At 50.4% G+C, this 26,270-nt stretch carries 24 protein-coding genes and 2 pseudogenes; 5 read left to right on the plus strand and 21 right to left on the minus strand.

The genetic code is table 11. The annotated features are described in order from the left end of the window. From ACLTD4_RS24130 to ACLTD4_RS24230, 21 genes and pseudogenes are all read right to left on the minus strand, one after another. A pseudogene (locus tag ACLTD4_RS24130) lies at positions 1 to 214 on the minus strand (carbohydrate ABC transporter permease); the annotation flags it as partial. Between the two features lie 15 nt (positions 215 to 229). After that, positions 230 to 1,132: a carbohydrate ABC transporter permease gene (locus tag ACLTD4_RS24135; protein WP_117621290.1), complete on the minus strand. Its 903-nt coding sequence runs from the start codon at positions 1,130 to 1,132 to the stop codon at positions 230 to 232. A gap of 347 nt (positions 1,133 to 1,479) precedes the next feature. Further along, positions 1,480 to 1,917, minus strand: coding sequence for a ribose 5-phosphate isomerase B (gene rpiB / locus ACLTD4_RS24140; RefSeq protein ID WP_055653885.1), 438 nt, complete (start codon positions 1,915 to 1,917; stop codon positions 1,480 to 1,482). A 23-nt stretch (positions 1,918 to 1,940) separates the two neighbouring features. Then, on the minus strand, positions 1,941 to 2,978 hold the full coding sequence (locus tag ACLTD4_RS24145; protein WP_055653887.1) for a LacI family DNA-binding transcriptional regulator: 1,038 nt from the start codon (positions 2,976 to 2,978) through the stop codon (positions 1,941 to 1,943). A gap of 65 nt (positions 2,979 to 3,043) precedes the next feature. Continuing rightward, complete coding sequence (locus tag ACLTD4_RS24150) at positions 3,044 to 3,733, minus strand: ribulose-phosphate 3-epimerase (protein WP_002602539.1); 690 nt, start codon at positions 3,731 to 3,733, stop codon at positions 3,044 to 3,046. Between the two features lie 19 nt (positions 3,734 to 3,752). Further along, entirely contained in the window at positions 3,753 to 4,682 is a 930-nt protein-coding gene (locus ACLTD4_RS24155; RefSeq protein ID WP_055653890.1) for an ABC transporter permease, read from the minus strand. Then, the gene (locus ACLTD4_RS24160) at positions 4,679 to 5,764 is read right to left on the minus strand and encodes an ABC transporter permease (RefSeq protein ID WP_055653892.1); all 1,086 of its coding nucleotides are present in this window, start codon (positions 5,762 to 5,764) and stop codon (positions 4,679 to 4,681) included. Before ACLTD4_RS24160 ends, ACLTD4_RS24155 begins: the two co-directional genes overlap by 4 nt. Further along, positions 5,761 to 5,928 (minus strand): hypothetical protein, encoded by a 168-nt coding sequence (locus ACLTD4_RS24165; protein WP_412331620.1) that lies wholly within the window; start codon positions 5,926 to 5,928, stop codon positions 5,761 to 5,763. Before ACLTD4_RS24165 ends, ACLTD4_RS24160 begins: the two co-directional genes overlap by 4 nt. 36 nt (positions 5,929 to 5,964) lie before the next feature. Next, on the minus strand, positions 5,965 to 7,287 hold the full coding sequence (locus tag ACLTD4_RS24170) for an ABC transporter ATP-binding protein (protein ID WP_412331621.1): 1,323 nt from the start codon (positions 7,285 to 7,287) through the stop codon (positions 5,965 to 5,967). Between the two features lie 47 nt (positions 7,288 to 7,334). Further along, positions 7,335 to 8,390, minus strand: coding sequence for a BMP family lipoprotein (locus ACLTD4_RS24175; protein WP_412331622.1), 1,056 nt, complete (start codon positions 8,388 to 8,390; stop codon positions 7,335 to 7,337). Positions 8,391 to 8,472: 82 nt separating this feature from the next. Beyond that, positions 8,473 to 9,429, minus strand: a complete 957-nt coding sequence (locus ACLTD4_RS24180) for a nucleoside hydrolase (RefSeq protein ID WP_055653898.1) — start codon at positions 9,427 to 9,429, stop codon at positions 8,473 to 8,475. Further along, positions 9,422 to 10,405, minus strand: coding sequence for a nucleoside hydrolase (locus ACLTD4_RS24185; RefSeq protein ID WP_002602537.1), 984 nt, complete (start codon positions 10,403 to 10,405; stop codon positions 9,422 to 9,424). Before ACLTD4_RS24185 ends, ACLTD4_RS24180 begins: the two co-directional genes overlap by 8 nt. Beyond that, positions 10,402 to 11,385, minus strand: coding sequence for a transketolase family protein (locus tag ACLTD4_RS24190; RefSeq protein WP_117621291.1), 984 nt, complete (start codon positions 11,383 to 11,385; stop codon positions 10,402 to 10,404). The genes ACLTD4_RS24185 and ACLTD4_RS24190 overlap by 4 nt, the downstream gene beginning before the upstream one ends. A gap of 1 nt (position 11,386) precedes the next feature. Further along, a pseudogene (locus ACLTD4_RS24195) lies at positions 11,387 to 12,182 on the minus strand (transketolase). 330 nt (positions 12,183 to 12,512) lie between these two features. Beyond that, on the minus strand, positions 12,513 to 14,117 hold the full coding sequence (pckA, locus tag ACLTD4_RS24200) for a phosphoenolpyruvate carboxykinase (ATP) (protein WP_025531505.1): 1,605 nt from the start codon (positions 14,115 to 14,117) through the stop codon (positions 12,513 to 12,515). A 209-nt stretch (positions 14,118 to 14,326) separates the two neighbouring features. Then, positions 14,327 to 15,103 carry a response regulator transcription factor gene (locus ACLTD4_RS24205; protein ID WP_117621292.1) on the minus strand — a complete coding sequence of 259 codons (777 nt, stop codon included), beginning with the start codon at positions 15,101 to 15,103 and terminating at the stop codon, positions 14,327 to 14,329. 25 nt (positions 15,104 to 15,128) lie between these two features. Then, positions 15,129 to 15,689 carry a hypothetical protein gene (locus ACLTD4_RS24210; protein ID WP_243008316.1) on the minus strand — a complete coding sequence of 187 codons (561 nt, stop codon included), beginning with the start codon at positions 15,687 to 15,689 and terminating at the stop codon, positions 15,129 to 15,131. After that, positions 15,622 to 16,722, minus strand: coding sequence for a glycoside hydrolase family 43 protein (locus ACLTD4_RS24215; protein WP_243008317.1), 1,101 nt, complete (start codon positions 16,720 to 16,722; stop codon positions 15,622 to 15,624). The genes ACLTD4_RS24210 and ACLTD4_RS24215 overlap by 68 nt, the downstream gene beginning before the upstream one ends. A 13-nt stretch (positions 16,723 to 16,735) precedes the next feature. Then, positions 16,736 to 17,566: a carbohydrate ABC transporter permease gene (locus tag ACLTD4_RS24220; RefSeq protein ID WP_055653908.1), complete on the minus strand. Its 831-nt coding sequence runs from the start codon at positions 17,564 to 17,566 to the stop codon at positions 16,736 to 16,738. A gap of 23 nt (positions 17,567 to 17,589) precedes the next feature. Next, positions 17,590 to 18,468 (minus strand): carbohydrate ABC transporter permease, encoded by an 879-nt coding sequence (locus tag ACLTD4_RS24225; protein WP_002602529.1) that lies wholly within the window; start codon positions 18,466 to 18,468, stop codon positions 17,590 to 17,592. 80 nt (positions 18,469 to 18,548) lie between these two features. Next, entirely contained in the window at positions 18,549 to 19,907 is a 1,359-nt protein-coding gene (locus ACLTD4_RS24230) for an ABC transporter substrate-binding protein (protein ID WP_117621293.1), read from the minus strand. Positions 19,908 to 20,095: 188 nt separating this feature from the next. Here ACLTD4_RS24230 and ACLTD4_RS24235 point away from each other — a divergent pair, with 188 nt between their 5' ends. From ACLTD4_RS24235 to ACLTD4_RS24255, 5 genes are all read left to right on the plus strand, one after another. Then, the gene (locus ACLTD4_RS24235) at positions 20,096 to 21,799 is read left to right on the plus strand and encodes a sensor histidine kinase (protein ID WP_117621294.1); all 1,704 of its coding nucleotides are present in this window, start codon (positions 20,096 to 20,098) and stop codon (positions 21,797 to 21,799) included. A 16-nt stretch (positions 21,800 to 21,815) separates the two neighbouring features. Beyond that, positions 21,816 to 23,081, plus strand: a complete 1,266-nt coding sequence (locus tag ACLTD4_RS24240) for a Gfo/Idh/MocA family oxidoreductase (protein ID WP_117621295.1) — start codon at positions 21,816 to 21,818, stop codon at positions 23,079 to 23,081. Between the two features lie 145 nt (positions 23,082 to 23,226). Continuing rightward, positions 23,227 to 24,273, plus strand: a complete 1,047-nt coding sequence (locus tag ACLTD4_RS24245) for an ROK family transcriptional regulator (protein WP_117621296.1) — start codon at positions 23,227 to 23,229, stop codon at positions 24,271 to 24,273. Beyond that, the gene (locus ACLTD4_RS24250) at positions 24,270 to 25,592 is read left to right on the plus strand and encodes an MFS transporter (RefSeq protein WP_117621297.1); all 1,323 of its coding nucleotides are present in this window, start codon (positions 24,270 to 24,272) and stop codon (positions 25,590 to 25,592) included. Before ACLTD4_RS24245 ends, ACLTD4_RS24250 begins: the two co-directional genes overlap by 4 nt. 81 nt (positions 25,593 to 25,673) lie before the next feature. Then, positions 25,674 to 26,270: PHP domain-containing protein (locus ACLTD4_RS24255; protein WP_412331623.1), on the plus strand; the 597-nt coding region annotated here is incomplete at its 3' end.

Consider the following 26,270-nt stretch of genomic DNA (forward strand, 5'->3'; position numbering starts at 1 on the left):
TGGCAAACGGCATGGTTCTGAACACCTTCGCATAATTGGCCAGTGTAAATTTTGAGGACAGCAGGGACAGGGAGTTGGAATAAATCTCCGCCTCCGGCTTAAACGATGTGGATACCATCCACAGGAACGGATACACGGTGGCAAGAGATATCAGGACCGCTCCCGTATACCATAAAATACTCTTTGTACGTCTTTTCACTTCACGGCTGTTCATCTTCTTCCTCCTCTCTTAAATATCCGCATTGTTCAGCCTGGTATTCATTACGGAAAACACCAGGATAATCAGAAACAGGACCATGGAAATGCTGGAGGCGTAGCCCATGTTCAGATTATTGAAGCCATTGTTATAAATGTAATAGACCAGTGTGATCGTGGCGTTGCCAGGGCCTCCTCTCGTCAGGATAAACGCCTGGTCAAACACCTGAAAGCTGGAGATAATCAGCATCGTCGTCACCAGAAACGTGGTCTTGGAGATGGACGGCCATGTGATGTGCGTAAAAATCTGCCACCGGTTGGCGCCTTCTACTCTGGCGGCCTCATACAGAGACTGGGATACCCCTTTCAAACCGGATAAGAAGATCATCATATTTGTCCCGAATCCCGCCCAGAGACTCATCATAACCACGGCCAGCATGGCCCACCGGCTGTCATAGAGCCAGGCAGGCCCCGATATGCCGAACAGCTCCAGAACTCCGTTCAACAGGCCCAGCTGCGGATTCAGAATCCAGAACCACAGTGTGGCGGTCGCCACTGTGGAGGAAAGCACCGGCAGATAAAACAGCGTTCGGAAGACACTCACGAACTTCCGGTTTACATTTAAGTACAGGGCCGCTCCCAGGGAGAGGAGCAGGCCGCCCGGCACATACAGCAGCGTATATACGCACGTGTTCTTGAGGGCAATCCAGAAAAATTCATCATTTATCATCTTCCTGTAATTGTAAAGCCCCACAAACCGGGGCGCGTTCACAATATCGTAGTCGGTAAAGCTGATCACCACCGCCATAATAATCGGAATAAAGGTGAATAAGAAAAACAGAATAACCGGCGGTGCAGTAAAGACTCTTCCCATAACATTCTGATTTCCAAATCCGTGCCTGTTCCTTCTTCTTTCATCAATTTTTATGTAATTCAAAATACCTCCCCCTTCTCTCATGGTAAAATGTTCCAAATAGATGGTCTATTTCTGTACAGTAGCTGTTTCATTTAAATACAATATAGCATTGTCATATATCAAAGTCAACATTTATTATATCGTTTATGTTTTTTATATTATTTATATCATTTTGTAAGTAAATTATAATAAGGTTCAACAAATCCCCCTCTTATTCGCGACCCGTATTTTATAACATCATGGTCAAATATAAAAAAGATCCTGACTATGCAAATAAATAAAATCTGCATAATCAGAACCTTTTACATCTTATGATAATATCGTCTTCAATTAAAACAATAATTTTGCATCTGTCCGCATTCCCCCGGTCATCTCTCCAGCCCCATAATTTTCTCAACCCGCACCAGATGCTTGCCCCCAAGGAACTCCGCTCCCAGATACGCGTTCACCAGCTCCCACGCCAGCTCGATTCCCACAGTCCTGGCTCCCAGCGTGATGATGTTGGCATTGTTATGCTCTCTCGCCATCCTGGCGGAAAACGTATCCGTCACCAGTGCGGCGCGGATGCCAGCCACCTTGTTTGCCGCGATACTCATGCCAATTCCCGTTCCGCATACCAGAATCGCGCAGTCATACTCATCCGCCACGACTCCCTTTGCCACTTCCACGGCCACGTCCGGATAGTCCACCTCGCTGACACTGTAAATGCCTCTATCTGCAACTGTATGACCGGCGGCGGTCAGGCGCCTTTTCAGTTCTTCCTTCATCTCGTACCCGCCGTGGTCACATCCAATTCCGATTCTCATTTTTTAATCCAGCCTTTCTTTCTCTATCTGTTTTTTCCAGATCCAGGCGGGGCAATCGTATCGCCCTGCCGTATGGAACAGGGGCATACCATAGTCTCCAGGAGCTCCTGCTTCCTGCTCCCGTCATCCTCGATCAGCTCAATCAGCCTGACAGTCCCCTGATAGCCATACTCATACCGATGGGTATCCACAGTCGTAATCTGCGGTGCAAAATATTTCAGGCATTCCACCCCATCCACTCCGAATATAGATAAATCCTCCGGAACCCTGAGTCCCAGCTCTCTGGCTGCTGCATTGCAGCCGATTGCCAGTGTATCATTGACGCACATCACCGCGGTAATCTGCGGCTGTTCCTTTAACAGCTTCCTGGTACTGCGGATTCCGTCTTCTATATAGAATCCACCGTTTACGATATACTCCGGGTGGTATAAACCGTACTGCTCCAGCGTCTTCCGGTAAAAGCCTTCCCTGCGCTCCGCCACCCAGTATTCCGGATATCCGGATATACAGCCAATATGCTTATGTCCCAACGCCGCCAGCTTGCTTAACAGGCCGTCTACCTGCTCTCCCTCGGAGGTGTAGATCAGGGGAAATTCTCCCCAGTTCATAAACTGGTTGCAGGAAATCATCTTGATGCCTGAGTCCGCAATCATCAAAAGGCGCTTTTTGGCTTCCTCTGAGATCCGCGTACTGCCGGTGATAAAAAAGCCATCCACCTTCTGGCTCGCCGCTTTGTCAATCTGCTCCACAAAATCCTGGTCCTGCCCGGATAAGTCATAGATGATGACGCTGTAATTCCTGTCTTTGGCAGCGCCCTCTACGCCCTTAATAATCTCCGGGAAAAAGGGGTTCGCGATATCTCCCACAAAAAGGGCTATGGTATAGCTGCGATTCGTCTTCAGCGATTTAGCCGCTATACTCGGTATATAGTCCACTTCCCTGGCAGCCGCCATCACCTTCTCTTTCGTTTTTTTGGTAATGCAGTCTTTTCCATTTAAGACCATGGACACAGTCGCTGTAGACACGCCCGCCACTCTTGCAATATCTTTAATTGTCGCCACACCATTTCCCCCCTTCGTCAATCTGCTGCCTGTTGTGTTCCGGCCACCCGCCGTGCTCCTTCTGCCTACTGCTCCCCGGCCGCCCGGAGCGCCAGTTCCTGATACTCCTTACAATCCTGTTCGAGACCATTTCTTCCTTCAAATACTCCAAACGCACCCGACACCAGAATATCCGCCCCGCTCTCCAGCAGTGTAACGGTATTCTCCCTGTCCACACCGCCGTCGGCTTCGATCAAATAGGAAAGGCCCAGTTCCTTCCGCATATTCTTAAGCTTTCTCACCTTGTCCACTGTTCCTTCCAGAAATTTCTGGCCGGAAAATCCGGGTTCCACGCCCATCACCAGCACAAAATCCAGGTAGGGAAGCGTCTCACGAAGCAGCTCGGGAGACTGTGCCGGATTTAACACCACACCGCCCTTCATGCCGTTCGCTCTGATCTGGCCCAGCACGCGGACCGGAAAATGAGTCGCATCGAGATGGAAGCTTACATAATCCGCCCCGGCGGCTGCCAGCGGCAGAATATAGTCCGCCGGGTTCGTCACCATTAAATGGACATCCAGGAGAAATGAGTAATTCTTCCGGATAAGCCTCACCATCCCGGTGTCAAAGCAGAGATTCGGCACATAATGGCCATCCATGATATCAATATGCAGAATCTTAATTCCTGTTTTCTCAAGTATATCTAAATCTTCCTTAAAATTCAAGGGATTCCCGCAGGCCAGTGTAGGATTAACGATCAGATCCCCTTGTCTCATAGCGTATACCTCCTCGGCTTTATCTTAAGTTTACGAACCGGGAATACGGTTTGCCGTTGGCGGCCGGTCCTTCTGCCTTACCGATGAAGCCGGCCAGAACAATCAGGCTCGCTACATACGGAATCATTTCAATAAACTCATGAGGTACCGGAAAATTCGGTATCATCTGTACATAAATCTGGATTGCCTCAAATAAGCCGAAAAACATAGCAGAGAAAAATGCACCCACAGGGTTCCATTTTCCCATAATTACGGCTCCCAGCGCCAGATAACCGCGTCCGGAAACCATCCCATCCTGGTAAAGGTTCATCTGTCCGAGAGACAGGTAAGCACCGCCCAGTCCGCCTAAGAAACCGGAAGCCAAAACTGAGAAATACCGGATCTTCGCAACACTGATACCCGCTGTTTCCGCTGCTTTCGGCTGCGCTCCCACCATGGTGATACGCAGTCCAAGCGGTGTGTGCTTCAAAATATACCAGACTACAAAGAGCATGATAAATGCAATGTAAACGAACGGTGAAAGCTTGGCTAAAAATTCTCCCACAACCGGTATGTGTGCCAGAACCGGTGTGGTCGGCAGAGCGTTTACCTGAGCCGAATTACCCGCGCTCTTAAAGATGGCATTTAGTCCCACTGCTGAAAAACCATTGGCCAGCATAACAAGAGCCATGGCGCTGATATTCTGCGCACCGCCGGCGGTTACAGCGATAAAGGAATGAATCGCCGAAATGGCAATTCCCATAATGATCGCGCATAGAACGCCGATCCAGGGATTTCCGGTGAAATAGCTGCCTACAACCGCGGCAAAAGCGCCGGCAGTCAGAATTCCTTCCAGACCAATGTTGGTAACGCCGGAGCGCTCTGACATCGTACCGCCAAGAGCGGTGAGGGCGAGAGGAGTCCCCATTCGAAGGGTTGACAGCAGCAGAATCGAAATCATACCTGTCATGCGAGTTTCCTCCTTTCGAGACGTACATGGTTAATGTAGTAACGGATCATATAATCACAGCCCAGGAAAATGATAACCAGGCCCTGGATAATATCCACGATATCCTGGGAAATCCCCAGCTGAATCTGCATGGCCAACGCACCGTTTCTCATAGCTCCCAGCAGGAAGGCTGAGAAAAAGATCGCGATCGGATTGCCGTTTGCCATCATGGCAACAGGAATTCCGTTAAAGCCGTATCCTGGAGAGAATCCCTCCATTACGCGGTACAGGCTTCCGGAAACCTCGATACCGCCTGCAAGCCCGGCCAGCGCTCCGCTTAAGACCAGCGCCATAAACATGTTCTTCTTAATGTTGATCCCGCCCACGCGGCTGGCGTTGGGATTCGAGCCCACCGCCCTCATCTCATATCCAGTGGTTGTTTTGTTAAGCAGGAACCAGCATGCGGCTATCATCACCAGCGCTATGACAAACCCCAGGTTTAAAGACAACGGCCGCGGCAGAATCTGCGGCAGCTTTGCCGTATCAGCAATTGCGGAGGTCGCGTTAAAGGTAGCCCCCGGCTCCTTAAACGGTCCGCAGACAAAATACTGAACCAGAGAAGTCGCAATATAGTTTAACATAATGGTTGCGATAACCACGTGAACATTTCTCGAATACTTTAAAAATGCAGCAATAAACGCCCAAAACATGCCTGCGATCACGGCTGCCGCCAGACAGAGCAGAATGTGAAGAGGCGCCGGCAGATGAAAGGTAAAGCCTACATAGCCTGCGGCAAACGCGCCTACCAGAAGCTGTCCCTCAGCACCGATATTAAACACGCGGCTCTTCTGAGCCACCGCTACAGCGAGACCAGTCAGGATTAACGGCACGGTCTTGGTTAAGGAAACAGTCAGCGCCACCGGAGTTCCCACTGCCCCCTTAATCAGCACAGAATACGCTTTAAATGGATTTTCTCCCATGACCGCTATGATAATGCCTCCCACAAGGAAAGCAAATACGATCGAAATAATGGAGATCGCGACCTGCATCAGAACACTGTTTAAACCATCTTTCTTTTTTTCGTTCTTTTTCTCCTTCGTCATGCTTCCTTCTCCTTTCCGGTCACATGCCCCAGCATCATGAGCCCCAGTTCTTCTCTCGTCGTCTTATGGGCGTCTACGATTCCCACAATTTTCCCTTTATGAATCACCGCAATCCTGTCACTTAAGGACAGAATCTCGTCCAGCTCCAGCGATAAGAGCAGCACAGCTTTTCCCTGTTTCTCTGCACCTGGCCTTGTGTATTATTCGATGGCACCTACATCTAAGCCTCTGGTCGGCTGAACCGCCAGAATCGCCTTCGGTCCCCGGAAAATAGCTCTGGCGATAACGATCTTCTGCTGATTTCCTCCGGACAGCGTGGAGGCTGCTGAGTCCACACCGGAGCACCGGATATCAAACTGCTCTCTCAGACTCTCTGCGGTATCAGCGATTTCCTTTTTTTTCATGATCAAACCGTGTTTCGCAAAGAGAGGTTTTCTGTGCTGCCCGAGAATCACATTTTCCGCAATGGAAAAATCCAAAACCAGCCCGTCTTTGTGGCGGTCCTCCGGAATATATCCGATTCCCATATCCTGGACCATACCTGTCGAATGATTCTTAATCGATTCACCATCCAGACGGATATCGCCTTCATCCATATTTCGCAGACCGCAGATCATCTCCACCAGTTCCTCCTGGCCGTTGCCGTCTACTCCGGCAATTCCAAGAATCTCTCCGGCTTTAACAGAAAGGCTTAAATCATCCACCTTCTTAATATTCTTGCTGTTCTTATAAGACACATGGTCTATATTTAATATTTCCTTCGGCGATGTCATCTCTTTGCGGGCGCCTCCCCCCAGGGATATATCGCGCCCAACCATCATCCGGGTCAGTTCCTCCGGCGTGGTCTCGCCGGTCTTTACCGTCCCGATCACCTTACCAAGCCGGATTACCGTTACCTGATCGGAAATTTTCATGACCTCGTTTAACTTATGGCTGATGAAAAGGATCGTCTTTCCCTGCTGTTTAAGCTTTAACAGAATCTCGCAGAACTCGTCAATCTCCTGCGGAGTCAGCACAGCCGTCGGTTCATCAAAGATGAGAATTTCCGCACGTCGGTACAGGACCTTTAAAATCTCCACTCTCTGCTGCATGGTTACAGACAGATCACTGACCTTCACCGCTGGATCGATTTTCAGTCCATACTGATCGGAAAGCTCGGCAATCTGCTTTTCCGCAGTCTTCCGATCCAGCTTAAGCGCCGATCCTGTCTCCTGGCCCGCAATAATATTCTCAGCCACCGTAAGCCCCGGAACCAGCATGAAATGCTGATGCACCATACCGATCCCCTTGGCGATGGAGTCACGGGAGCTGGTGAATTTAACCAGCTCCCCATTAATCCATAATTCTCCCGAAGTCGGCGTATATAGACCATAGATCATATTCATCAGTGTCGTCTTACCCGCTCCGTTTTCTCCTGCCAGCGCATGGATCTCCCCTTTCTTTACCGAAAAAGAAATCTTATCATTGGCCGTAAACTGATTGAATCGTTTCGTCAGTTCTTTTAATTCAATTGCATATTCCATATCGGTACCCCTCTCCTCGCTATCTGCACTTAGCTCGATACGGTTTTTTATTTCACATATGCGTTATAATCGTCTTGAGTCGCCGGAACCTTAATCGTTCCATCCACAATCTGTTTCTTAATTTCCTCTACCTTATCCTTGATATCCTGAGGAACAATATCTTTCATGGCGTCCTCTGTAGAGTACATCAAATCTACGCCGCCGTCTTTTAAGCCGTATTCACTCTTTTCGCCCTTCAGAGTTCCGTTTACCATCTTTTCAACCATAGAATAAGCAACGTTGTCCACACGTTTAACCTGGGAAGCCACGATCTTGTCAGGCATCTGGTTAAACTGTCCGTTAGCTGCTCCGAAGCTCCACTTGTCAGCGCCGGCTTCCTTAGATGCCTGGAATACGCCTAAATTGCATGCTCCGGCGGACGGTGCCACGTAGTCACAGCCATCGCTGAACATCATGGTTGCAATCTCTTTTCCCTTTCCCACATCACTGAAGCTGCCGGTATACGAGGAAGTCACCTTCACATCCTGATTGGAATACCAGGCGCCAGCCATGTAACCGTACTGGAAACGGTCCTGAATCACGCCGCTGACACCGCCGATAAAGCCGATCTTATTTGTCTTTGTTAAATATCCGCCAAGAGCGCCAAGTAAAAATGCCGCTTCGTGCTCCCGGTAACTGGACGAAACCACGTTCTGTACCCCCTCTACCTGTACGTCCAGAAGTCCAAAAAATGTATCCGGATACTCTGCCGCTACTTCCGTAACCGCGTCCTTGATTGTGGAGCTAGGTGTGATAATCAGATCACAGCCCTGCTGTGCAAGACTTCTTAAGCTGTTTGCAAAGTCCGCTACTTCCTTTACTTCCAGTGTAGTCAGTTCGATGCCGAAGTCAGCTTTTGCCTTCTCCAGTCCTTCTAATGCAACGTCATTGAAGCTCTGAGAACCGAAGCCGGCGCCGTCGGCCATCAATGCTACCTTGTAAGTCTTTTCCCCCTTTCCTTCTGCCGCTTCACCGCTTCCGGCGTCTTTTGCCGCTCCGCCTCCGCATGCCGTCAAAGAAAATGCCATTACTCCCGCCAATACTGCTGCCATTACTTTTTTCATTTTACCTTCTCCTTTATGTTTTAAATTCGTCCGCGAATATAATTTACACCCACCTGAGAGGCGGGGAAATCCTTTTTTATCTTCAATAAGATTTCAATGCCTCAAAGAAAACCTTCATCACACCGTCTCTGTCAACAGAATCAATATAGTCGATGTTTTTCTCTTCTTCGCTCTTCCTTAATATATCCTCATAGTCAATCATGGTAAAGCCTTCCGTAAGCAGTCCTTTCGTCTCAACATCTCCGTAGTACTTCGTGGAGTGAAACAGCTCCGGGTTCGTTACATAAGCCGCCGTACACAGGTCATGGATGCACAGCCCTTTAAAACGTTTGTGTCCGTTTACATTCTTTTTCTCCTGGCTCCAATAAAAGCTGCACATGGTGTAGACCATGGCCGCCACCCGATTGTCGATGGTTCCGATGGCTTCCAGCTCTTCTTCTGTTAAGTAAGCTTCTCTCGTCGTATCCAGCGGACACATATAGAATGGAACGCCGCCTTTCATAACGATACGCGCCGCTTCGGGGTCCACCCACACATTGAACGTCGCAACCGGTGTCGGATTACCGCTGAAAATGGATCCGCCCATAAACACAATCTTATCAATCTTTTCCTTACAGTCCGGATGCTTCAAAAACAGCTTCGCAATATTGGTCAGAGGAGCCAGCGCCAGAATTGTAATCTTCTCCTCCGATTCCATCAGCTTCTCATATAAAAACTCCACTCCGCCGGTCTCCACCGGGCCGTAATCCACAGGATTTTCAAATGAAAATGCTCCCAATCCGCTGTCCCCATGAATCTCACTCGCGTCGCGGTACGGGCGCTCAAGCGGCGCGGCTTCCCCTGCTGCCACTAAAACCTCGCTTCTGCCCATAAAGGCCAGGCCGTTGACGGTATTATACGTCGTATGCGGCAGGGATACATTTCCCGCCACAGTGGTCACGCCCCTGATATCCAGCTGCTTTGACGCAAGCGTCAGAACAAAGGATATCATATCATCAATTCCAGTGTCGCAGTCTATAATTACCGGTATTTTATCCATTTATTTCTTCCCCCTGTTCCCCAAAGCTTCTCAGAGCTTCGAAATAGATTTTCAAAACGCCGTCTCTGTCAACGGAGTTGATAAAGGTTACGTTTCTCTCCTCCTCCGGCACCTGTCTGATGTTCTCATAATCCAGAACTGTAAATCCAAGAGTCAATTCTCCCCCTGTCTCCACATCTCCCTGATATTTCACGGTTGTGAAAAGCCCGGGATTCGTCACATATGCAGCCGCACAGAGATCGTGGATACACAACCCCTTAAAACGCTTGTCCGCGTTGTTGCTCTTATTCACAGCGTCATTATAAAAGCGGCACATCTCATAATTCATCTGAGCAACCGGATTCTTGATTGTCCCAATGGCTTCAATATCATCGGCTGTCAAATATAAATCCCTGGTCGTATCCAGAGGGCACATATGGAAGGGAATACCGCTCTTCATCACATACCTTGCGGCCTCCGGATCGGCCAGCACGTTGAAGGTAGCAACCGGTGTCGGATTTCCGGTTCTCAGAGAACCTCCCATAAAAACGATCTTATCGATCTTTTCTCCTGCCTCCGGATGCTCCATCAGCAGTCTTGCCACATTGGTCAGCGGAGCAATCGCGAGAATCACGACCTTTTCATCAGACGCGGCCAGCAGACGCCTCATCAGCTCCACTGCCTCCACATCTTCCGGCTGTTTCGCTGTAATTTCAGCAAACTGATACGTTCCCAGTCCATTTTCACCGTGTATGTATCCGGCATCCCGAAGTGGTCTCGAAAGCGGTTTTTCCGCTCCTCTTGCCACCGGAATGTCGGTTCTTCCCATGATTGTTACTCCATTTAATGTATTCTGTGTCGTGATATCCACCACCTGATTTCCTGCCGCCGTGGTAATCCCCAGAATATTTAGTTTATCTGAGGTGAGTGTTACGGCGAAGGATATCATATCATCGATTCCTGTATCGCAGTCTATGATAACCGGGATCTTATTCATCTTTCTTCCTCCTTGTTATGAGCACTCAACGTGTCCCGCTTACTCGGACAGAGCGGCTGGCACATACTTAAAGCCGTCTCCATAAGATTTTTGGCTGTCAGTCCATAGCATTCCATCAGCTCACCCAGGTCACCGGACTGTCCGAATCGATCCTGGATACCGACGCGTTTCAAACAGCATCCGCCGCACTCAGCCAGAACCTCAGCCACCGCGGAGCCCAAGCCTCCGATTACCGAGTGCTCCTCAGCCGTTACCATATGTTTGCAGGATTTTCCGTAACGGATCAGTGTCTCTTTATCCAGTGGTTTAATGGTATGTACATTTAACACTGCTGCGTGTATCCCCTTTTCTTCCAGGGCCTCCGCCGCATGCAGGGCCTCCGCCACCATAACCCCTGTGGCGGCAAAGCACACATCCCCGCCTTCGCGGAGCACGTCAATCTTACCAATCTCCGTATGGCTTCCCTCTGCCGTCACCGTCTCGACCGGATGTCTCGACATCCGGATATAGGCCGGGTGATCCATCTCTTTCATCTGCAAGACCATGTCAAATGCCTGTCTGTAATCACAGGGGCTTAAAACCGTCATCCCCGGAAGCACCCGCATCAGTGCAATATCCTCGATTGTTTCATGGCTTCCTCCATCAGAATTCGGTGAAAGCCCCGCGTGGGTAGCCACTATCTTCACTGGTGCCTTCGAGTAACAGATCGCATTGCGGATCGGCTCATAGGCACGTCCCGCCGCAAACAGGGCAAAGGTCGATGCAAACGGCTTCAGCCCGCTGATCGCCATTCCTGCTGCCGTCCCCATCAGATTCTGCTCCGCAATTCCCATATCGAAAAACCGTTCCGGATACTTCGCTGCAAACTTACCGGAGGAAGTAGCCTTCGCCAAGTCCGCGTCCAAAACCACTACGCGTTCGTCCTCTCCCATCTTAAGCAGGGCGTCCCCATACGCCTCTCTCATTGCTGGTTCAGCCATCTCATCTTCCTCCCTTCAGTTCTTCCATCGCCGTCTTATAATCATCTTCGCTTACCTTCTGTCCATGCCAGCCCGCCTGGTTCTCCATGAAGGAAACGCCTTTTCCCTTGATCGTCTTTGCCAGAATGCAGACAGGAACGCCGTCCTCCTTAAGTGCGATAGCCGCATCCAACGCTTCAAAATCATGGCCGTCCACTTCCGTTACTTTAAAACCGTAATCCAGGAATTTTACCTTTAAGTTGCCGGAGCCCATTACTTTTTCCACCGGGCCATCAATCTGAAGCCCGTTTAAATCCACAATCACTGTCAGGTTATCCAGCTTATGGTGAACCGCTGCCGCCATGGCTTCCCATACAATGCCCTCCTGCAGCTCCCCGTCTCCCAGGACCGCATACACACGGTAGTCTTTCTTTCTCACCTTCCCGGCCAGCGCAATCCCGCAGGCGGTCGATACCCCAAGTCCCAGAGATCCGGTGCAGACATCGACACCCGGCGTCTTATTCATATCCGGATGCCCCTGAAGCACACCTCCCAGTTTTCTTAAACGTTTAAATGCTTCTTTTGAAAAAAAAACCGTGTTCAGCGAGCACAGCATACAACGCGGGGGCTGCATGTCCCTTACTGAGTACCACCCGGTCCCGGTCCTCTAAGTCCGGATGCGCTGCATCCACACGGATCCGGTTGTAAAGGCAAACCAGAATATCCGTCACCGACAGGGATCCGCCGGGATGACCGCTTCCGGCCTGGTAAAGCATCTCAATGATGTCTCTGCGCACTGCCAGAGCTTCTTCTTCCATTGCTTCATAAGATTTCAAATCACGACCTCCTTCAAAAGTATGCTGTATTATGCACTTTCAACTAACTGCTGTTATTCTATGGTCACATTATAATTCGTTTACACGTTTAAATCAATACGTAATATTTTTTTTGTAAATTATGACTGCAATATTGCATAAATCATAGTGTTACTACATTATTTTTTATGCAATCTGTATATTTTTCTTTCATACTCCTTTTATTCGGTCCATTAGAATGCTATTTCTCTTTAAACATGTAAAAAGCGCTCTTACGAACTGAAAAAAGCCCCCGGCAGCAACTGCCGGGGGCCAATCTGACACATCTTATTCTTATAACTGAGGACCTGCGGAAACTAAAGCTTTTCCTGCTTCATTCCCCTCATATTTTGCAAAGTTCTTAATGAAACGCTGAGACAGATCTTTTGCCTTTGTCTCCCACTCGGAAACTTCAGCATATGTATCGCGAGGATCAAGGATCTTAGGATCTACGCCCGGAAGCTCTGTCGGAATCTCAAAGTTGAAGTACGGAAGCTGCTTTGTCGGTGCGTTTGCAATAGAACCATCCAGGATCGCGTCGATGATGCCGCGGGTATCCTTGATAGAGATACGCTTGCCGGTACCGTTCCATCCGGTGTTGACAAGGTAAGCCTTTGCGCCGCTCTTCTCCATCTTCTTAACAAGCTCCTCTGCATACTTTGTCGGGTGCAGCTCTAAGAAAGCCTGGCCGAAGCAAGCGGAGAAGGTAGGTGTAGGCTCTGTAATTCCACGCTCTGTACCAGCAAGCTTTGCTGTAAATCCAGACAGGAAGTAATACTGAGTCTGCTCTGGTGTCAGGATCGATACTGGAGGAAGTACGCCGAACGCATCTGCTGACAGGAAGATTACATCTTTTGCTGCAGGAGCTGCGGAAACCGGGCGAACGATCTTCTCGATATGGTCGATCGGGTAGGATACACGTGTATTCTCTGTCACGCTCTTATCGTCGAAATCAATCTTGCCTTCAGAATCAAGGGTAACGTTCTCTAACAGAGCGTTGCGCTTAATTGCATTGTAGATATCCGGCTCGGATTCTTTATCCAGGTTGATAACCTTAGCGTAGCAGCCGCCTTCGAAGTTGAATACGCCGTTGTCATCCCAGCCGTGCTCGTCATCACCGATCAGGAGACGCTTCGGGTCTGTGGAAAGTGTGGTCTTGCCTGTTCCGGAAAGTCCGAAGAAGATAGCGGTATTCTCGCCGTTTAAATCTGTGTTGGCAGAACAGTGCATGGAAGCAATGCCCTTTAACGGCAGATAGTAGTTCATCATGGAGAACATACCCTTCTTCATCTCTCCGCCGTACCATGTATTTACGATTACCTGCTCGCGGCTGGTGATGTTGAACATGGAAGTTGTCTCAGAGTTCAGACCTAACTCTTTGTAATTTTCTACTTTTGCTTTGGAAGCATTGTATACAACGAAATCCGGTGTAAAGTTCTCAAGTTCTTCTGCTGTAGGCTGGATGAACATGTTCTTTACGAAATGAGCCTGCCATGCAACCTCAACGATGAAACGGATTGCCATACGGGTATCTTTATTCGCTCCGCAGAATGCGTCTACAACGAAAAGTCTCTTGCCGGAAAGCTCTTCCTGTGCAATTTTCTTTACTGTATCCCAGGCTTCCTGGCTGGCCGGGTGATTATCATTCTTATATTCATCAGAAGTCCACCATACAGTGTCCTTTGAATTCTCATCCATGACAATGTACTTATCTTTAGGTGAACGTCCTGTATAAATACCCGTCATAACATTAACTGCACCAAGTTCACTTACCTGGCCTTTTTCATAGCCTTCCAGTTCTGGTTTCGTCTCTTCTTCAAATAATGTTTCAAATGAAGGGTTGTAGACGATTTCTGTTGTTCCGTTGATACCATACTGACTTAAATCGATTTCTGCCATTTTATTCAACCTCTCTTTTCTGTATTAGTGTATAGTAACCAAATAGTTTATTTGATATTACCTATACCTTGTAAGTTACACGCCATAGGCTAATACTTACTTTATTACAAATAATCGAAATAGTCAATAATCCATTTCATTTCTTTTGTTATTTTTTTTACAATCTTCCAGAATCAGCCGCGCAAATAAGACAAATCTGATAGTGATTTTCATTTCCACCGTTTCCGGTAGGCCAGAGGCGTCACCCCCTCCATCTCCTTAAACACCTTGATAAAGTACTTATCGCTCTGGTAGCCCACCTTCAAATAGATCTCTGATACCAGCATATCGGTCTCCAGAAGAAGCTTTTTCGCCTCCTTCATCCGCTGCTTCGTTACAAAATCCGTCACGGTCGTATTCATCTCCCGCTTAAACAGCGTGGACAGATACGCCTTGCTCACATGGAGCGCCCCTGAAATGTCATTTAAAGAGGCCGCGCCGTCCAAGTGGCTGCTTATGTATTCCACGGCCTGGGATATCAGCTGGTTCTCGCTGGAGGGCGGAGTTTCCACCAGTTCCGGGAACTCCTTCACGATCTTCTGCGCCATCTTCATCTGGCTGCGCTTCTTCAGCTCTCCGATGGCCAGCTCCGTCTCCTTTAATATCTCCTCAATCGAAAATGGCTTCACGATGTAATTCTGAATCTGGTAATGGATCAAATCCCTGGCTATGGCAAAGTCTGTCATGGCCGTCAGAATAATCACAGGCATCTCATACCCCTGTTCACGAATCCGGCGAACCAGCTCGGAACCGTCTACCTCCGGCATGCGGATATCCGTAATGATAATATCCGGAACCCGTTCCTCCAGAAGCTCCAGCGCCTCCCGGCCATTTTCAGCGGTCATAATATCAGAAACCTGGGGCTTATAGCAGAGGATGGCATTCTTCATGCCATACAGAATATTCCGCTCATCCTCCACCAGCATTACTGTATAGGTCCGTTCCATGGTTTCCCCCCTTCTCCGTCAGTCTTTATCGGTCTGTTTCCATTCCGGTCCCTTCTCTGCGGTACACCGCATACTTAAAATACGCCTTTGCGCTGCGGTACGCCATGTCATGGCATCCCAGTCCAACCATGGCTCCCGTGTAAGCCCCTTCCTCCGGATACTCGTCAGACAGAAGCGAGGCATCCAGCGTATTTCCCGCCTGCTGCCACACCCCCTCCTCCAGGCTGTAGTAGCAGGAAGCCTCTGTCCGGCGCACCACCAGCTTAAGCCGGATGCTCCGCCCCTCCGGCACCGCAATGCCGCAGTCAGGCACATACTCCGTCTTTCCCCGGTTCATCCGCATCACATCGAGGATCTTCTGTCCGCTCTGTCCGCAGGTCACACGAAGGTAGTAAAAATCACACTCGTCATAAAAATACAGAATTCCCGCCATCTGCCGCTCCGAGGATGGTTCAAAATCCAGTTCGGTCTCAAAGCTGAACGCGAAATCCTCCTGTCTCCGCGCAACCAGGCTCTGTTCAAACCTGGAATTGGGAGAATCCTTTCCCGTCAGACGCAGACAGCCCGGACGTTCTGTGAGTGACAAGGCCTCCCCCCAGAGGCACTCGGAGCGAAAAGAAATCCGGGCTTAAATCCGGCCCCTGGAACGAATACCGGATCTCCTCCTCCAGTTTCCGTTCCACCGGCCACGATACCGGAACGCGTACCTGCGGTTCCTTTCCCCCATCCGCAAGACAGAGCCATCCGTCCTCTGTCCATTTCACATGCTGGACCGCCGTCTCTCTCCCGAGAATGCACCGGCGAAACGGCGGCAACGGCCGGCCGCATAAATGCACCATATACCACTCCCCATCCGGCGCCTCCACGAGATCAGCATGTCCGGCCTTCTGTAAAGGAAGTGTCAGATCATTTCTTGACGTTAAAACAGGATTATAGGGCGACAGCTCGTAGGGACCGCCGATCCTCTCCGACCGGCCCATGGTAACCGCGTGGCCATATTCCGTCCCGCCTTCCGCAGTCATGATATAGTAAAAGCCATCCTTCCGGTAGAGGTGAGGTCCTTCCGGAGCTGTCAGCCCGCTGCCCCCGAATATCTCCGTCAGCGGCCCCGTCATTTTCTTTAAAACAGGGTCGTATTCCTGCAGGGCAATCATCTGAACGCGCATCTTCCGGTAATGCCTTACAATGCTGACCACCCATTTTCTCCCGTCTTCATCATGAAACAGCGACGGATCAAAGCCCATGCTGTGCAGATAGACGGGTTCTGACCACTCCCCCCGGATATCCGAGGCCGTCACCAGATAATTATGGCAGTCCATAAATTCGTACCAGTGTGTCCTCACATTGGTATAAACCAGGTAGAACACGCCGTTGTCATAGGAAAGACAGGGGGCAAACACTCCGCCGGAGGCGTCATTACCCTTCATGTCCAGCTGGGAGACACGGTCCAGCGGCCTGGCCGCCAGCTCCCAGTTCTGTAAATCTGTGGAATGGTAGATACAGACACCCGGGAACCATTCAAACGTGGATACGGCCATATAATAATCCGCTCCCACCCGAATGATGGATGGATCCGGATGGAATCCGGGTAAAACCGGATTAACAATATAATTTTCCATCGTATTCCCCCGTTCAGCTCTTCACCGCGCCCGACACCATACCAGCCTGAATCTTTCCTGACATCAGGATATAGACTATGATAATCGGTATCGCGGAAATAGTCAACGCCGCGCTGACCGCAGCGTAGTTTGTATTGTACGTTCCCTTTAACGCCAGAAGGCCTACCGGCAGTGTCTTCTTAAGCGGGTCAGAGATGATGATATTGGCAAATATGAACTCGTTCCACACACTGATGGCCGTCAATATCCCAATGGTGGAAATCACCGGCTTGGCCAGCGGCAGAAAGATGTAGAGAAACATCCGGATGACACCGCATCCATCCATTCTCGCCGCCTCCTCCAGTTCCATGGGAATCTGCTGGTAGTGGCCGTAAGTCAGGAAGATGGCCAGCGGCAGTCCCGACGCCACATAGGGAAAGAGCAGGGCCCATAAGCTGTCCAGCCATCCCAGTCCGTTCATCATGCTGTATAGAGGAACGAGAGTACAGTGAACCGGAATCATCATGCCTGCAAAAAACATTCCAACCAGAAGTCCGCCCCCCTTAAATGGAAAACGGGCCACCATGAAGGAGAACGCACAGCTTAGAATAATGACGATAAAAAGCGTTGCGATGGTGATCACAATGCTGTTTATCATGTAATCCTGGATTCCTTCTTTCCAGGCCGTCACGTAATTGACAAACTGAGGATTCTTGGGTATGGACCACGGATCTGCAAAAAAGGATACATTGTCCTTTAAAGAGGACACGACCATCCAGATCAGCGGATACGTGGTGACTGCCGCCTGAATTGCCAGAATGAGATACAGAATCCATTTTCCTGGTGATATACTGCGTTTTTTCATTAGGAAACCTCCTTCGGTGATATTTAATCGCTGGCCGATGACGGAGCCAGTATCTTGTTATAGAGAACAATAAAGAAGATTCCCAGAACCAGCAGAAGCACCGCCACCGTGTTCGCATAGCCGATCCTCATGGAATTGAACGCATTCTTTACCACATAGGAAGCCAGAACCTCGCTGGCATGGTTCGGTCCTCCGTTTGACATAATGTAGACTAAGTCAAAGTATTTTAAGGAGTTGACCGTGGCCAGTATCAGGGTCAGACGGATCACCGGCCACATCAGAGGCAGTTCAATGTAACGGAACAGCTTTAGGACACCGGCTCCATCCAGCCTGGCCGACTCCAGCACATCCTCGGAAATGTTATGCAGGGCCGTATAATAGATCAGAATATAATTGCCGATAAACTGCCAGACCACCACCGCAATGATACATCCCAGCGCCAGCTTCATGTCCCCCAGCCAGATCTGCTGCAGCTGTTTTAATCCCACCGCCTCCAGAAGACCGTTTAACAGTCCGAAGTTGGGATCGTAGATCTGCCCCCATAAGATACCGATCATGGAGGAGGACAGCACCACCGGAAGGAAGTACACGGTCCGGAAAAATCCCCGTCCCTTCAGCTTCCGGTTAAAAAGAATGACGGAAAACGCCATGCCGATGGGCAGCTGAAGCAGAACGCACCAGAATGCCATCTTCAGGGAATTGGTAAGGGACTTCCAGACGACCGGATCCTTAAACAGTTCCCTGTAATTATCGAAGCGGATAAACACCTTGGCGGTCACGCCATCCCAGCTGAAGAAGCTGTAATAGACCGCCATCAGGACCGGCACGATCACCGCCGCAAAAAACCACAGAACCGCAGGCAATATGAAGAGGCACCGCACCGCAGGATGTATTTTTTTCATACTCTGCACCTATTCCTTTCGGAGCCGCGTATTCGGAGGTGTTCCGTGCGCGGCCCCAATGTTGTACCAATTAGTGAAATCTATTTGATCTTTGCAAGCTCCGCCTTAACGTCGGCGTTGTCTTCCGCAACAATAGCGGTTAATGCGTTTAATAGGTTCTCCGCCTGTTCCGGAGGCAGGGCCTGATCCGTATACGGAATGAAGCCTTCCACACCGTCGGATACGTACTGGCTGAACTGGTATGCCAGCGGATCCATGTTCTCTTCCTTCGGGGATACCTTCACGGTCGAGAAGGTTCCTGTGCGCTCTACACTTAAGGTCTGCTCTTCCTCACTCATCATGTACTTTAAGAACTTCACAACCGCGTCTTTATTCTTCGTTGACCTGCTGATCGCCAGGGTATTAGCAACGCCGCCGTATAAGTAGCCGGCCTCGTCCTCTTTTCCGCCCTCTACCACCGGGAATGGGAAATAGGAGAAATCCTTTGCGCGCTCCGGGTCTTCCGTAAAGGTCGGAATCGACCAGGAACCGGTAATTAAGATTGCGCCCTTACCTGCCGCGAATAAGGCTTCTGCCGTCGTAGCATCTACGGACATGCAGCCATTGATAAAGCCTTTCTTCGCCAGAGCCTTGATTTCCTCGCCAGCCTGTACATATGCGTCTTCCGTGAAGTTCTTATCTCCGGAACACACCTCATTGTAGAGATTGACACCACCGATTCTCTGTGCCAGGTAGGAATACCAGCCGAGAAGCGGCCAGCGGTCCTTGGCTCCCACGATAATCGGTGTCACGCCCTTATCAGACAGTGTGTTGATCACGCCCTTTAAGTCCTCAAATGTCTTCGGCACTTCCACTCCGTTCTCCTCGAAGATGGCCTTGTTATACCAGACTGCCATACACGTAATGGAGGTCGGCGCGCCGTAGACCTTGCCGTCATAGGAAACCGCATCTAAGCTGCCCGGCACAAAGGTATCGCGAAATGCCGTGTCCTCCTCAAAGACGGAAGATAAATCTTCCACATTTCCGGAGTTTACAAGCGTCTTAAACTGCTCCCCCACCCAGTATCCGAAAATATCCGGCAGATTGTTGGCACTTACCACAGTCTTAATCTTAGTCTTGTAGGCCTCGCCTTCCATTCCCTCATATTTTACCGTAATTCCCGGGTTCTCTGCTTCGAACCTCTCGATCATGGCCAGCTTGGCCTCACGGTCCCACACGCTGCCGACCGTGTCCCAGTATGTAATCTCCGCGGCTTCCTGGCTGGCCGCTGTTTCGCCGCCCGCCTCCGCCTTACTCTCTTCATCTGCCGCATTTTCCGTGGCCGCCGCTGCGGCCGTCTCCGTACCTGCTGTAGTCTCCTGCTTTCCTGATGCACAGCCAGTGAGTGATGTAACTCCCAGCGCTGCTGCACAGACGATTGCTGCTAATCTTCTTTTCATCTGTAAATCCCTCCTTCATAAGATATATTTAGTATATAATAGACAACAAAGAAAGAAACCACACTATTTTTTTGTAAAATTCCACTATTTTTTCTTCTTGATGCATATCTTTTGATTTTACTATATGAATTTGATATGATGATGCTGTAACACAAAAATACGCTGGTCCACACGCAACCGGAGGCGCCATGAAACAGAAACTGAAATTATTGGGAAATACCACGTCGGGGCAGATCTTCATCTCCTCCATGCTGGTGATGGCCATCGCCTTTCTCTGCATCGGCGGTTACTTATATAAAAATATGTCCGGCTACATCCTTCAGCAGTCTTCCAAATATATAGAAATCACAGTCAAGCAGGCTCAGGAGCGTTTTAACTCCTCGCTGACCGAGATGGATTCATCTCTTCAGCGTCTCTGCAACGACCTGGCGGTCCAGACCATTTTAAACGACTATAATCAAAACGCGTCATTTTCCTCGGAGAGTTTTTCCACGCTCCGGTTAAAGACCATGAATACGATCAATTACGCGGACAACTTAGAATCCATCGAACTCTACAGTAAAAAGGCCCAGATTTATCCTTACACCAAGGAGCCGCTCTCTGCCGCCATCCCGGAGACCGCCCTCGCCCTGGCCGACGAATACAACGGTAAGGCCGTATGGCTGCTGTCAGAATCGGAGTCCGGAGGCGGCCACACCATCATGGCGGTCAAGCGGATTCTCCTGGCGGACTACGCCTTTGAACATGGCGGATACGTCGTGGTTCATTTGAAGCCGGATTTAATGGACTCCATCGCCCAGGATTTAAACGCGCTGGGCGACTGCACGCTGGAGCTGACCGACTGCGCCGGCACCCGTGTTTCCTACGGAAAGACGTTAAAAGACATGAACCCGGACGCCTTCGAACGGAATTACCAGCTGGCCGATTCCACTTCATCGTACTCCGGCTGGACATTTTCCATCTATATTCCGAAGGAACTGACCTCCAATGATATCTCCTGGATGAGCGGCATCGTGATCTACGGCTTTCTCATCGGAACCGGCGTATTCCTGATCTGCAGTCTCTTCATTGCGCGTATGATCTCAAAGCCCTTGTCGGACATGAGAAAGTCCATGGTGATCGCCGACGGAAAGCTGCAGGCCAACGACCGGCATTACTCCAATTCCGACATCAATGAACTGAACATCCATTACAATGCTCTGGTGGAAAAGAACAACCGTCTGATCGAGCAGGTATTTGAAAAAGAGCTTTTGCGGACCAAGGCGGAAATCACCGCGCTGCAGTCCCAGGTCAACCCTCATTTCATCATCAATGCCCTGGAATCGGTCTACTGGAGCCTGATCCAGAAAAATGACATGGACAATGCCGGAATTCTCATGGCCATGGCCAAGCTGTTCCAATACATTTTAAAGGGGAGCGACCGCATCACCATCGATCAGGAACTGACCTTTGTAGAACAGTATTTGCAGGTGGAGAAGTTCCGGTTTGGGGACCGTCTGACCTGGGAATACCAGGTGGAGCCGGAGGTGCGCTCCATACAGATTCCCAAGCTGCTCATTCACCCGCTAGTAGAAAATTCCATGAAATACGCGGTAGAGACCAGCTCTTCACCGGTTCACATCGTCATACGCATTGTGGAAAATGGCGACGGCTGTGTCATATCCGTCACCGACAACGGACCCGGCATCGATCAGGAAACCATGGAGCGGATCCAGGAATCCTTTAAAAATACGAATCCGGTAGGCTCGGTCTCCAAAAGTTACGGCCTGGCCAACCTCTATAAGCGGATCAGGCTCTATTTTGAAAAGTCGTCGGAGCTCACCATCGAGTCAGAACCAGGAAGCCGCCGTACCACCGTAACCATGAGTATTCATACAAACAATTTATCATAATACAGGAGGAATTCACATGAAAACAACCGTAGCCATCGTCGGCCTTGGAAGCCGGGGAAGAATCACCTATGCGCCATTTGCCTCGCTTCACCCGGACAAAATGGAGATTACTGCAGCCGCGGATATCGATCCCGGCGCCCTTCGGGAGACCGCCGAGACGTACCACATTCCGGAGGAGCACTGCTTTGCCAGTGCGGAGGAGCTGCTGGCCCAGCCCAAGATGGCCGATGCCGTCTTTATCTGCACCCAGGACCGCGATCACGTCTCCCAGGCGCTTACCGCTCTGGAAAGAGGATACCACATTTTGATGGAAAAACCCATCTCCCCCGATCCCTCTGAGTGCCGTCAGCTCCTGGAAGCGTCGAAAAAATACGACCGGAAAATCGTTGTCTGTCACGTGCTCCGCTATACGCCATTTTTCTCGAAGATGAAGGAACTGATTGCTTCCGGCATCATCGGCGACGTCGTCACTATCCAGGCCATCGAGAACGTGGGCTACTGGCATCAGGCGCACAGCTTTGTCCGCGGAAACTGGAGAAACAGCGAGACAACCAGTCCCATGTGCCTCCAGAAGACGTGCCACGATTTCGACCTCTACTTATGGCTGGCAGACAAGACGCCGCTGCGCGTTTCGTCCATGGGTAACACCTATTTATTCAAGGAATCCTGCGCTCCGGAAGGCGCTGCGCATCGCTGCCTCGACGGCTGTGCTGCCAAAGACTCCTGTCCCTTCGACGCGGAAAAAATCTACGTTACCAACGAAAAGACCGGAATCGCCTGCGGCCACACCGAATGGCCGGTGGACATTTTAGCCCTCCATCCGACGACGGACACGATCTACGAAGCCATAAAGACAGGCCCCTACGGCCGCTGTGTCTACCATTGTGACAACAACGTGGTGGACCATCAGGTGACCAACATCGAAAACACCGACGGGAGCACCATTAATTTCACCATGAGCGGCTTTACCAGCGACGGTGCTTCCCGATACTGCAAGATCATGGGTACCAAAGGCGATCTCACCGGCGACATGTACAAAAACACCATCGAGATCGGTCTCTTTGGAAAACCGCGTCAGATCATCGACATCTCCCAGCTGGCCGAGGATTTCAGCGGCCACGCCGGCGGCGACAACCGCATGCTGGAAGAATTCCTCGACATGCTTCAGACCGGAAAAGAGCCGGAAGGAATCACCTCGCTGGAGCAGTCCATTAACAGCCATCTCGTCGCGTTTGCGGCGGAGGAGTCGAGACTTTCCAAGGGGAAAGTGATTGAGATTTAGAAGAATAACCTCAGTATTTTACTGATCTCCAGAACTGTCAACAGAGAAAAAATTTTTTTCTCTATTGACAGTTCTTTCATTCCCGCATATACTTTTATCATAAACTTATAAAAGTTTCCGACAAAAGTTTCAAGGAGGCGTTCTTATGGATACATTAACCGCCAGACCACGGCTTTTAAAACAGGCGAATCTTTCACTGATCCGCAGAGTGATCAAAAACAGAGGTACTGCGACCAGGGCGGAAATCGCCGGTGAGACGCAGATCAGTTCTACGACGGTCCGCTCTCTCCTGGCCGAGATGCTGGAAAACGGGGAAATCGAAAGCATTGGATATGACGAATCCAGCGGTGGGCGAAAGGCAGAACGGTACCGCTTCAAGCCGGATAAGTACTACGGCGCGGCGGTCTGCATCTCGGGCAGTGAGATGTACGGACTGCTTGTAGGAATCTGTGGAGAGATTTTAGAGACTTGCCGACTGGAGTTTACGGGCGACGACTACGAGCCGGCCATCACCGCGTACCTCGATGAACTCATGACGCGAAAGGATATCAAGTCCATCGGAATCGGCGTTCCGGGCATCGTCGAAGACGGTTCGTTCTGGAAAGGGAGCGGCAGCAGCGACGAATTATGCCGCCATGACTTAGGAGACCGCCTCGCCGGGCGGTATCACATTCCCATTGTTATGGAGAATGACTTAAATGCCACAGCCATCGGCTTCGGCCGCTGCTATGCCAGGGAATTTCCCTGCGAGGCCCCGGATCTCACGAATATGGCGTATCTTCACCTGGAAAAAACGTGTGTCAGCGCCGGTTTCATCGTCGGCGGGCGGGTCGTCCGCGGCTTTCGCAATTTCGCCGGGGAGCTGGGACTTGTTCCCATGGAGGATGGCCGGATTCTCGACGAATGGCTGATGGAAGCAGCGGATGACAAAGCTTACACCAATCTGATAATCCGTATCATCGGCTGGATCTGCGGCATTTTAAATCCTCAGTATGTCGTTCTGGGCGGCCCCGATCTGCGCAAAGACTGTATCGGTCCCATCAGCGACGGCTTCTCCGCTCTTCTTCCGAGACACATGTCCGCGGAGATTCTGTATTCGGCCGATCTCTGGCACGATTATCACGACGGCATGGCGTATTTAACAGCCGGGAAAATCTTTGACGACGTTCAGTTTATAAAGGAGCAGCCATGAAACCCCGGCCCGGGAGTGAGGGCCTGCCGGACTCCCGTCCCCGTACCTGCTTTCTCGTCCAGGCCGGATTCGGCACAGCGTTCACGTATCTGACCAGCGGCGTTTTCTTAAGCGGCCTAGCAATTCTTATGGGAGCCGGTGACATTCTGGTCAGTTATTTAAGCGTTATCGTCAATATCTGCGGTGTGCTGATCCTCGTATTTCCAGCATTTCTGGAGCGATTTACCAGCCGCAAAAAAATGACGGTAGCACTCACGATCCTTTCCCGCCTGGCAACACTTTTCCTTGTCACCATACCGGTTCTGTTTCCAGCCAGGGTGCAGCTTTACGTATTCGTCCCCACCGTCGTCGCTGCCTTCGCACTTCAGGCCCAGACGACAGTGATGCTGAATCAGTGGATGCTGGGTTTTATCGATGACAAAAGGAGCGGCCGGTACATTTCCCTAAGACAGACGCTGACGCTCACAGTCACAGTGGTTCTGTCGCTGGCTGGCGGCCGTTTTATGGATCTCATGGGAGGGAAATACATCGGTTTCGCCATCCTGTTTGCCGCTGCAGCCCTGATGGGAAGCTTTGAAGTGATTCTCCTGGCAGGAACCCCCGACGGGGAGCCGTACCAGTCCTCCAGCAGAGGCTGCCGCTTCCGGGACATCGCCGGACTGCCTCTCAAAAACCGATGCTTTACAGGCTTTGTGGCTTACATCTTTATCTTTTACCTGCTGCTTACCATTTCCGACAGCTATACCATGGTTTACATGATGAAATATCTGGCGCTCCCCTATCAGATCGTGACCGGACTATACATGATCATCTCTCTGCCGCAGATCGTTCTGCTCAGTTTCTGGGGAAGGTTAAGCGACCGCTGCGGCCATGAATTCACTTTAAAAATGTCCATATGGTTCTTTGCAGGAGAGACTCTGTTCATGTCCTTCGCCAACGCTCAGAACTGGTACCTTTTTATTCCGGCCGCGTTTCTCATATCCTCGGCCGCCAACGCCGGATTTGTGATCTCCGTATTTAACCGCAGATACGAACTGATGCCAGCGGATAACCGGATTGTCTATGATAATTTTTATACGGCAGCCATCGGTCTCGGCTCCATTCTCGGCCCGCTGACTGGAGGCTCAGTCAAAGGATTGATCGACGCCCGCACCGCAGCGGCCGGTTCTGCTGCGATTGGGTCTGCAGTGGCCGGTTCCGCCGCATTTACCGGTATCCGGGTTCTCTATCTGATTTCAACCGCAGGAATTCTTCTCCTGCAGTTTACTTACTTTTATTTTCGCAGGCGGCAGAAAATTCGGGAATCACAGAAACATTAAACCGCCCTCGTTTTCATCCTTCACAGAGTCCCAGCCATACCAGATAATATATCCATCAAAGAAACAGAAGGGAGATCTTCAATGTCAAAGCTTGATTTACACATCCATTCAGCCGCCAGTGACGACGGAGAATACACACCGCAGGAAATCATTGCAATGTCCAGGGCACAGGGCATGGAGTTAATCGCCATAACGGATCACAACTCGGTCCGCAGCGTCGCCGCGGCCCAGTCAGAAGCCCTTTCGGCCTGTGCCGCCTCCGGCCTTCGCGTCATCTCCGGAGTCGAGCTGGACTGCACCCATAAAGGCAGGAACTTCCACCTGCTTGGATACTGCTTCGACCATACGCGAAAGGAGTTCTCGCAGATCGAACAGGATATTCTGGAGCAGGAGAAAATGGCGGCCAGAGAGAAAATCCGATTATTTCAGAGCGCCACAGGAATCCCGGTCGATGAGGATGAGGTCCTGACAGCCTCCAGCGACGGCGTCGTTCCAGGCGAATTAATCGCGGATATTCTCCTCGCCCAAAAAGAAGCCCCGCAATATGAAATACTCCGCCCATATCTTCCGGGCGGAGCAAAAAGCGACATGCCAAATGTGCGGTTTTATTGGGATTTCTTCTCAGAAGGTAAGCCCGCCTATGTACCGGTCCACTACATTTCCCTTGCCGACGCCGTG

It is taken from the genome of Hungatella sp. (assembly GCF_046966825.1).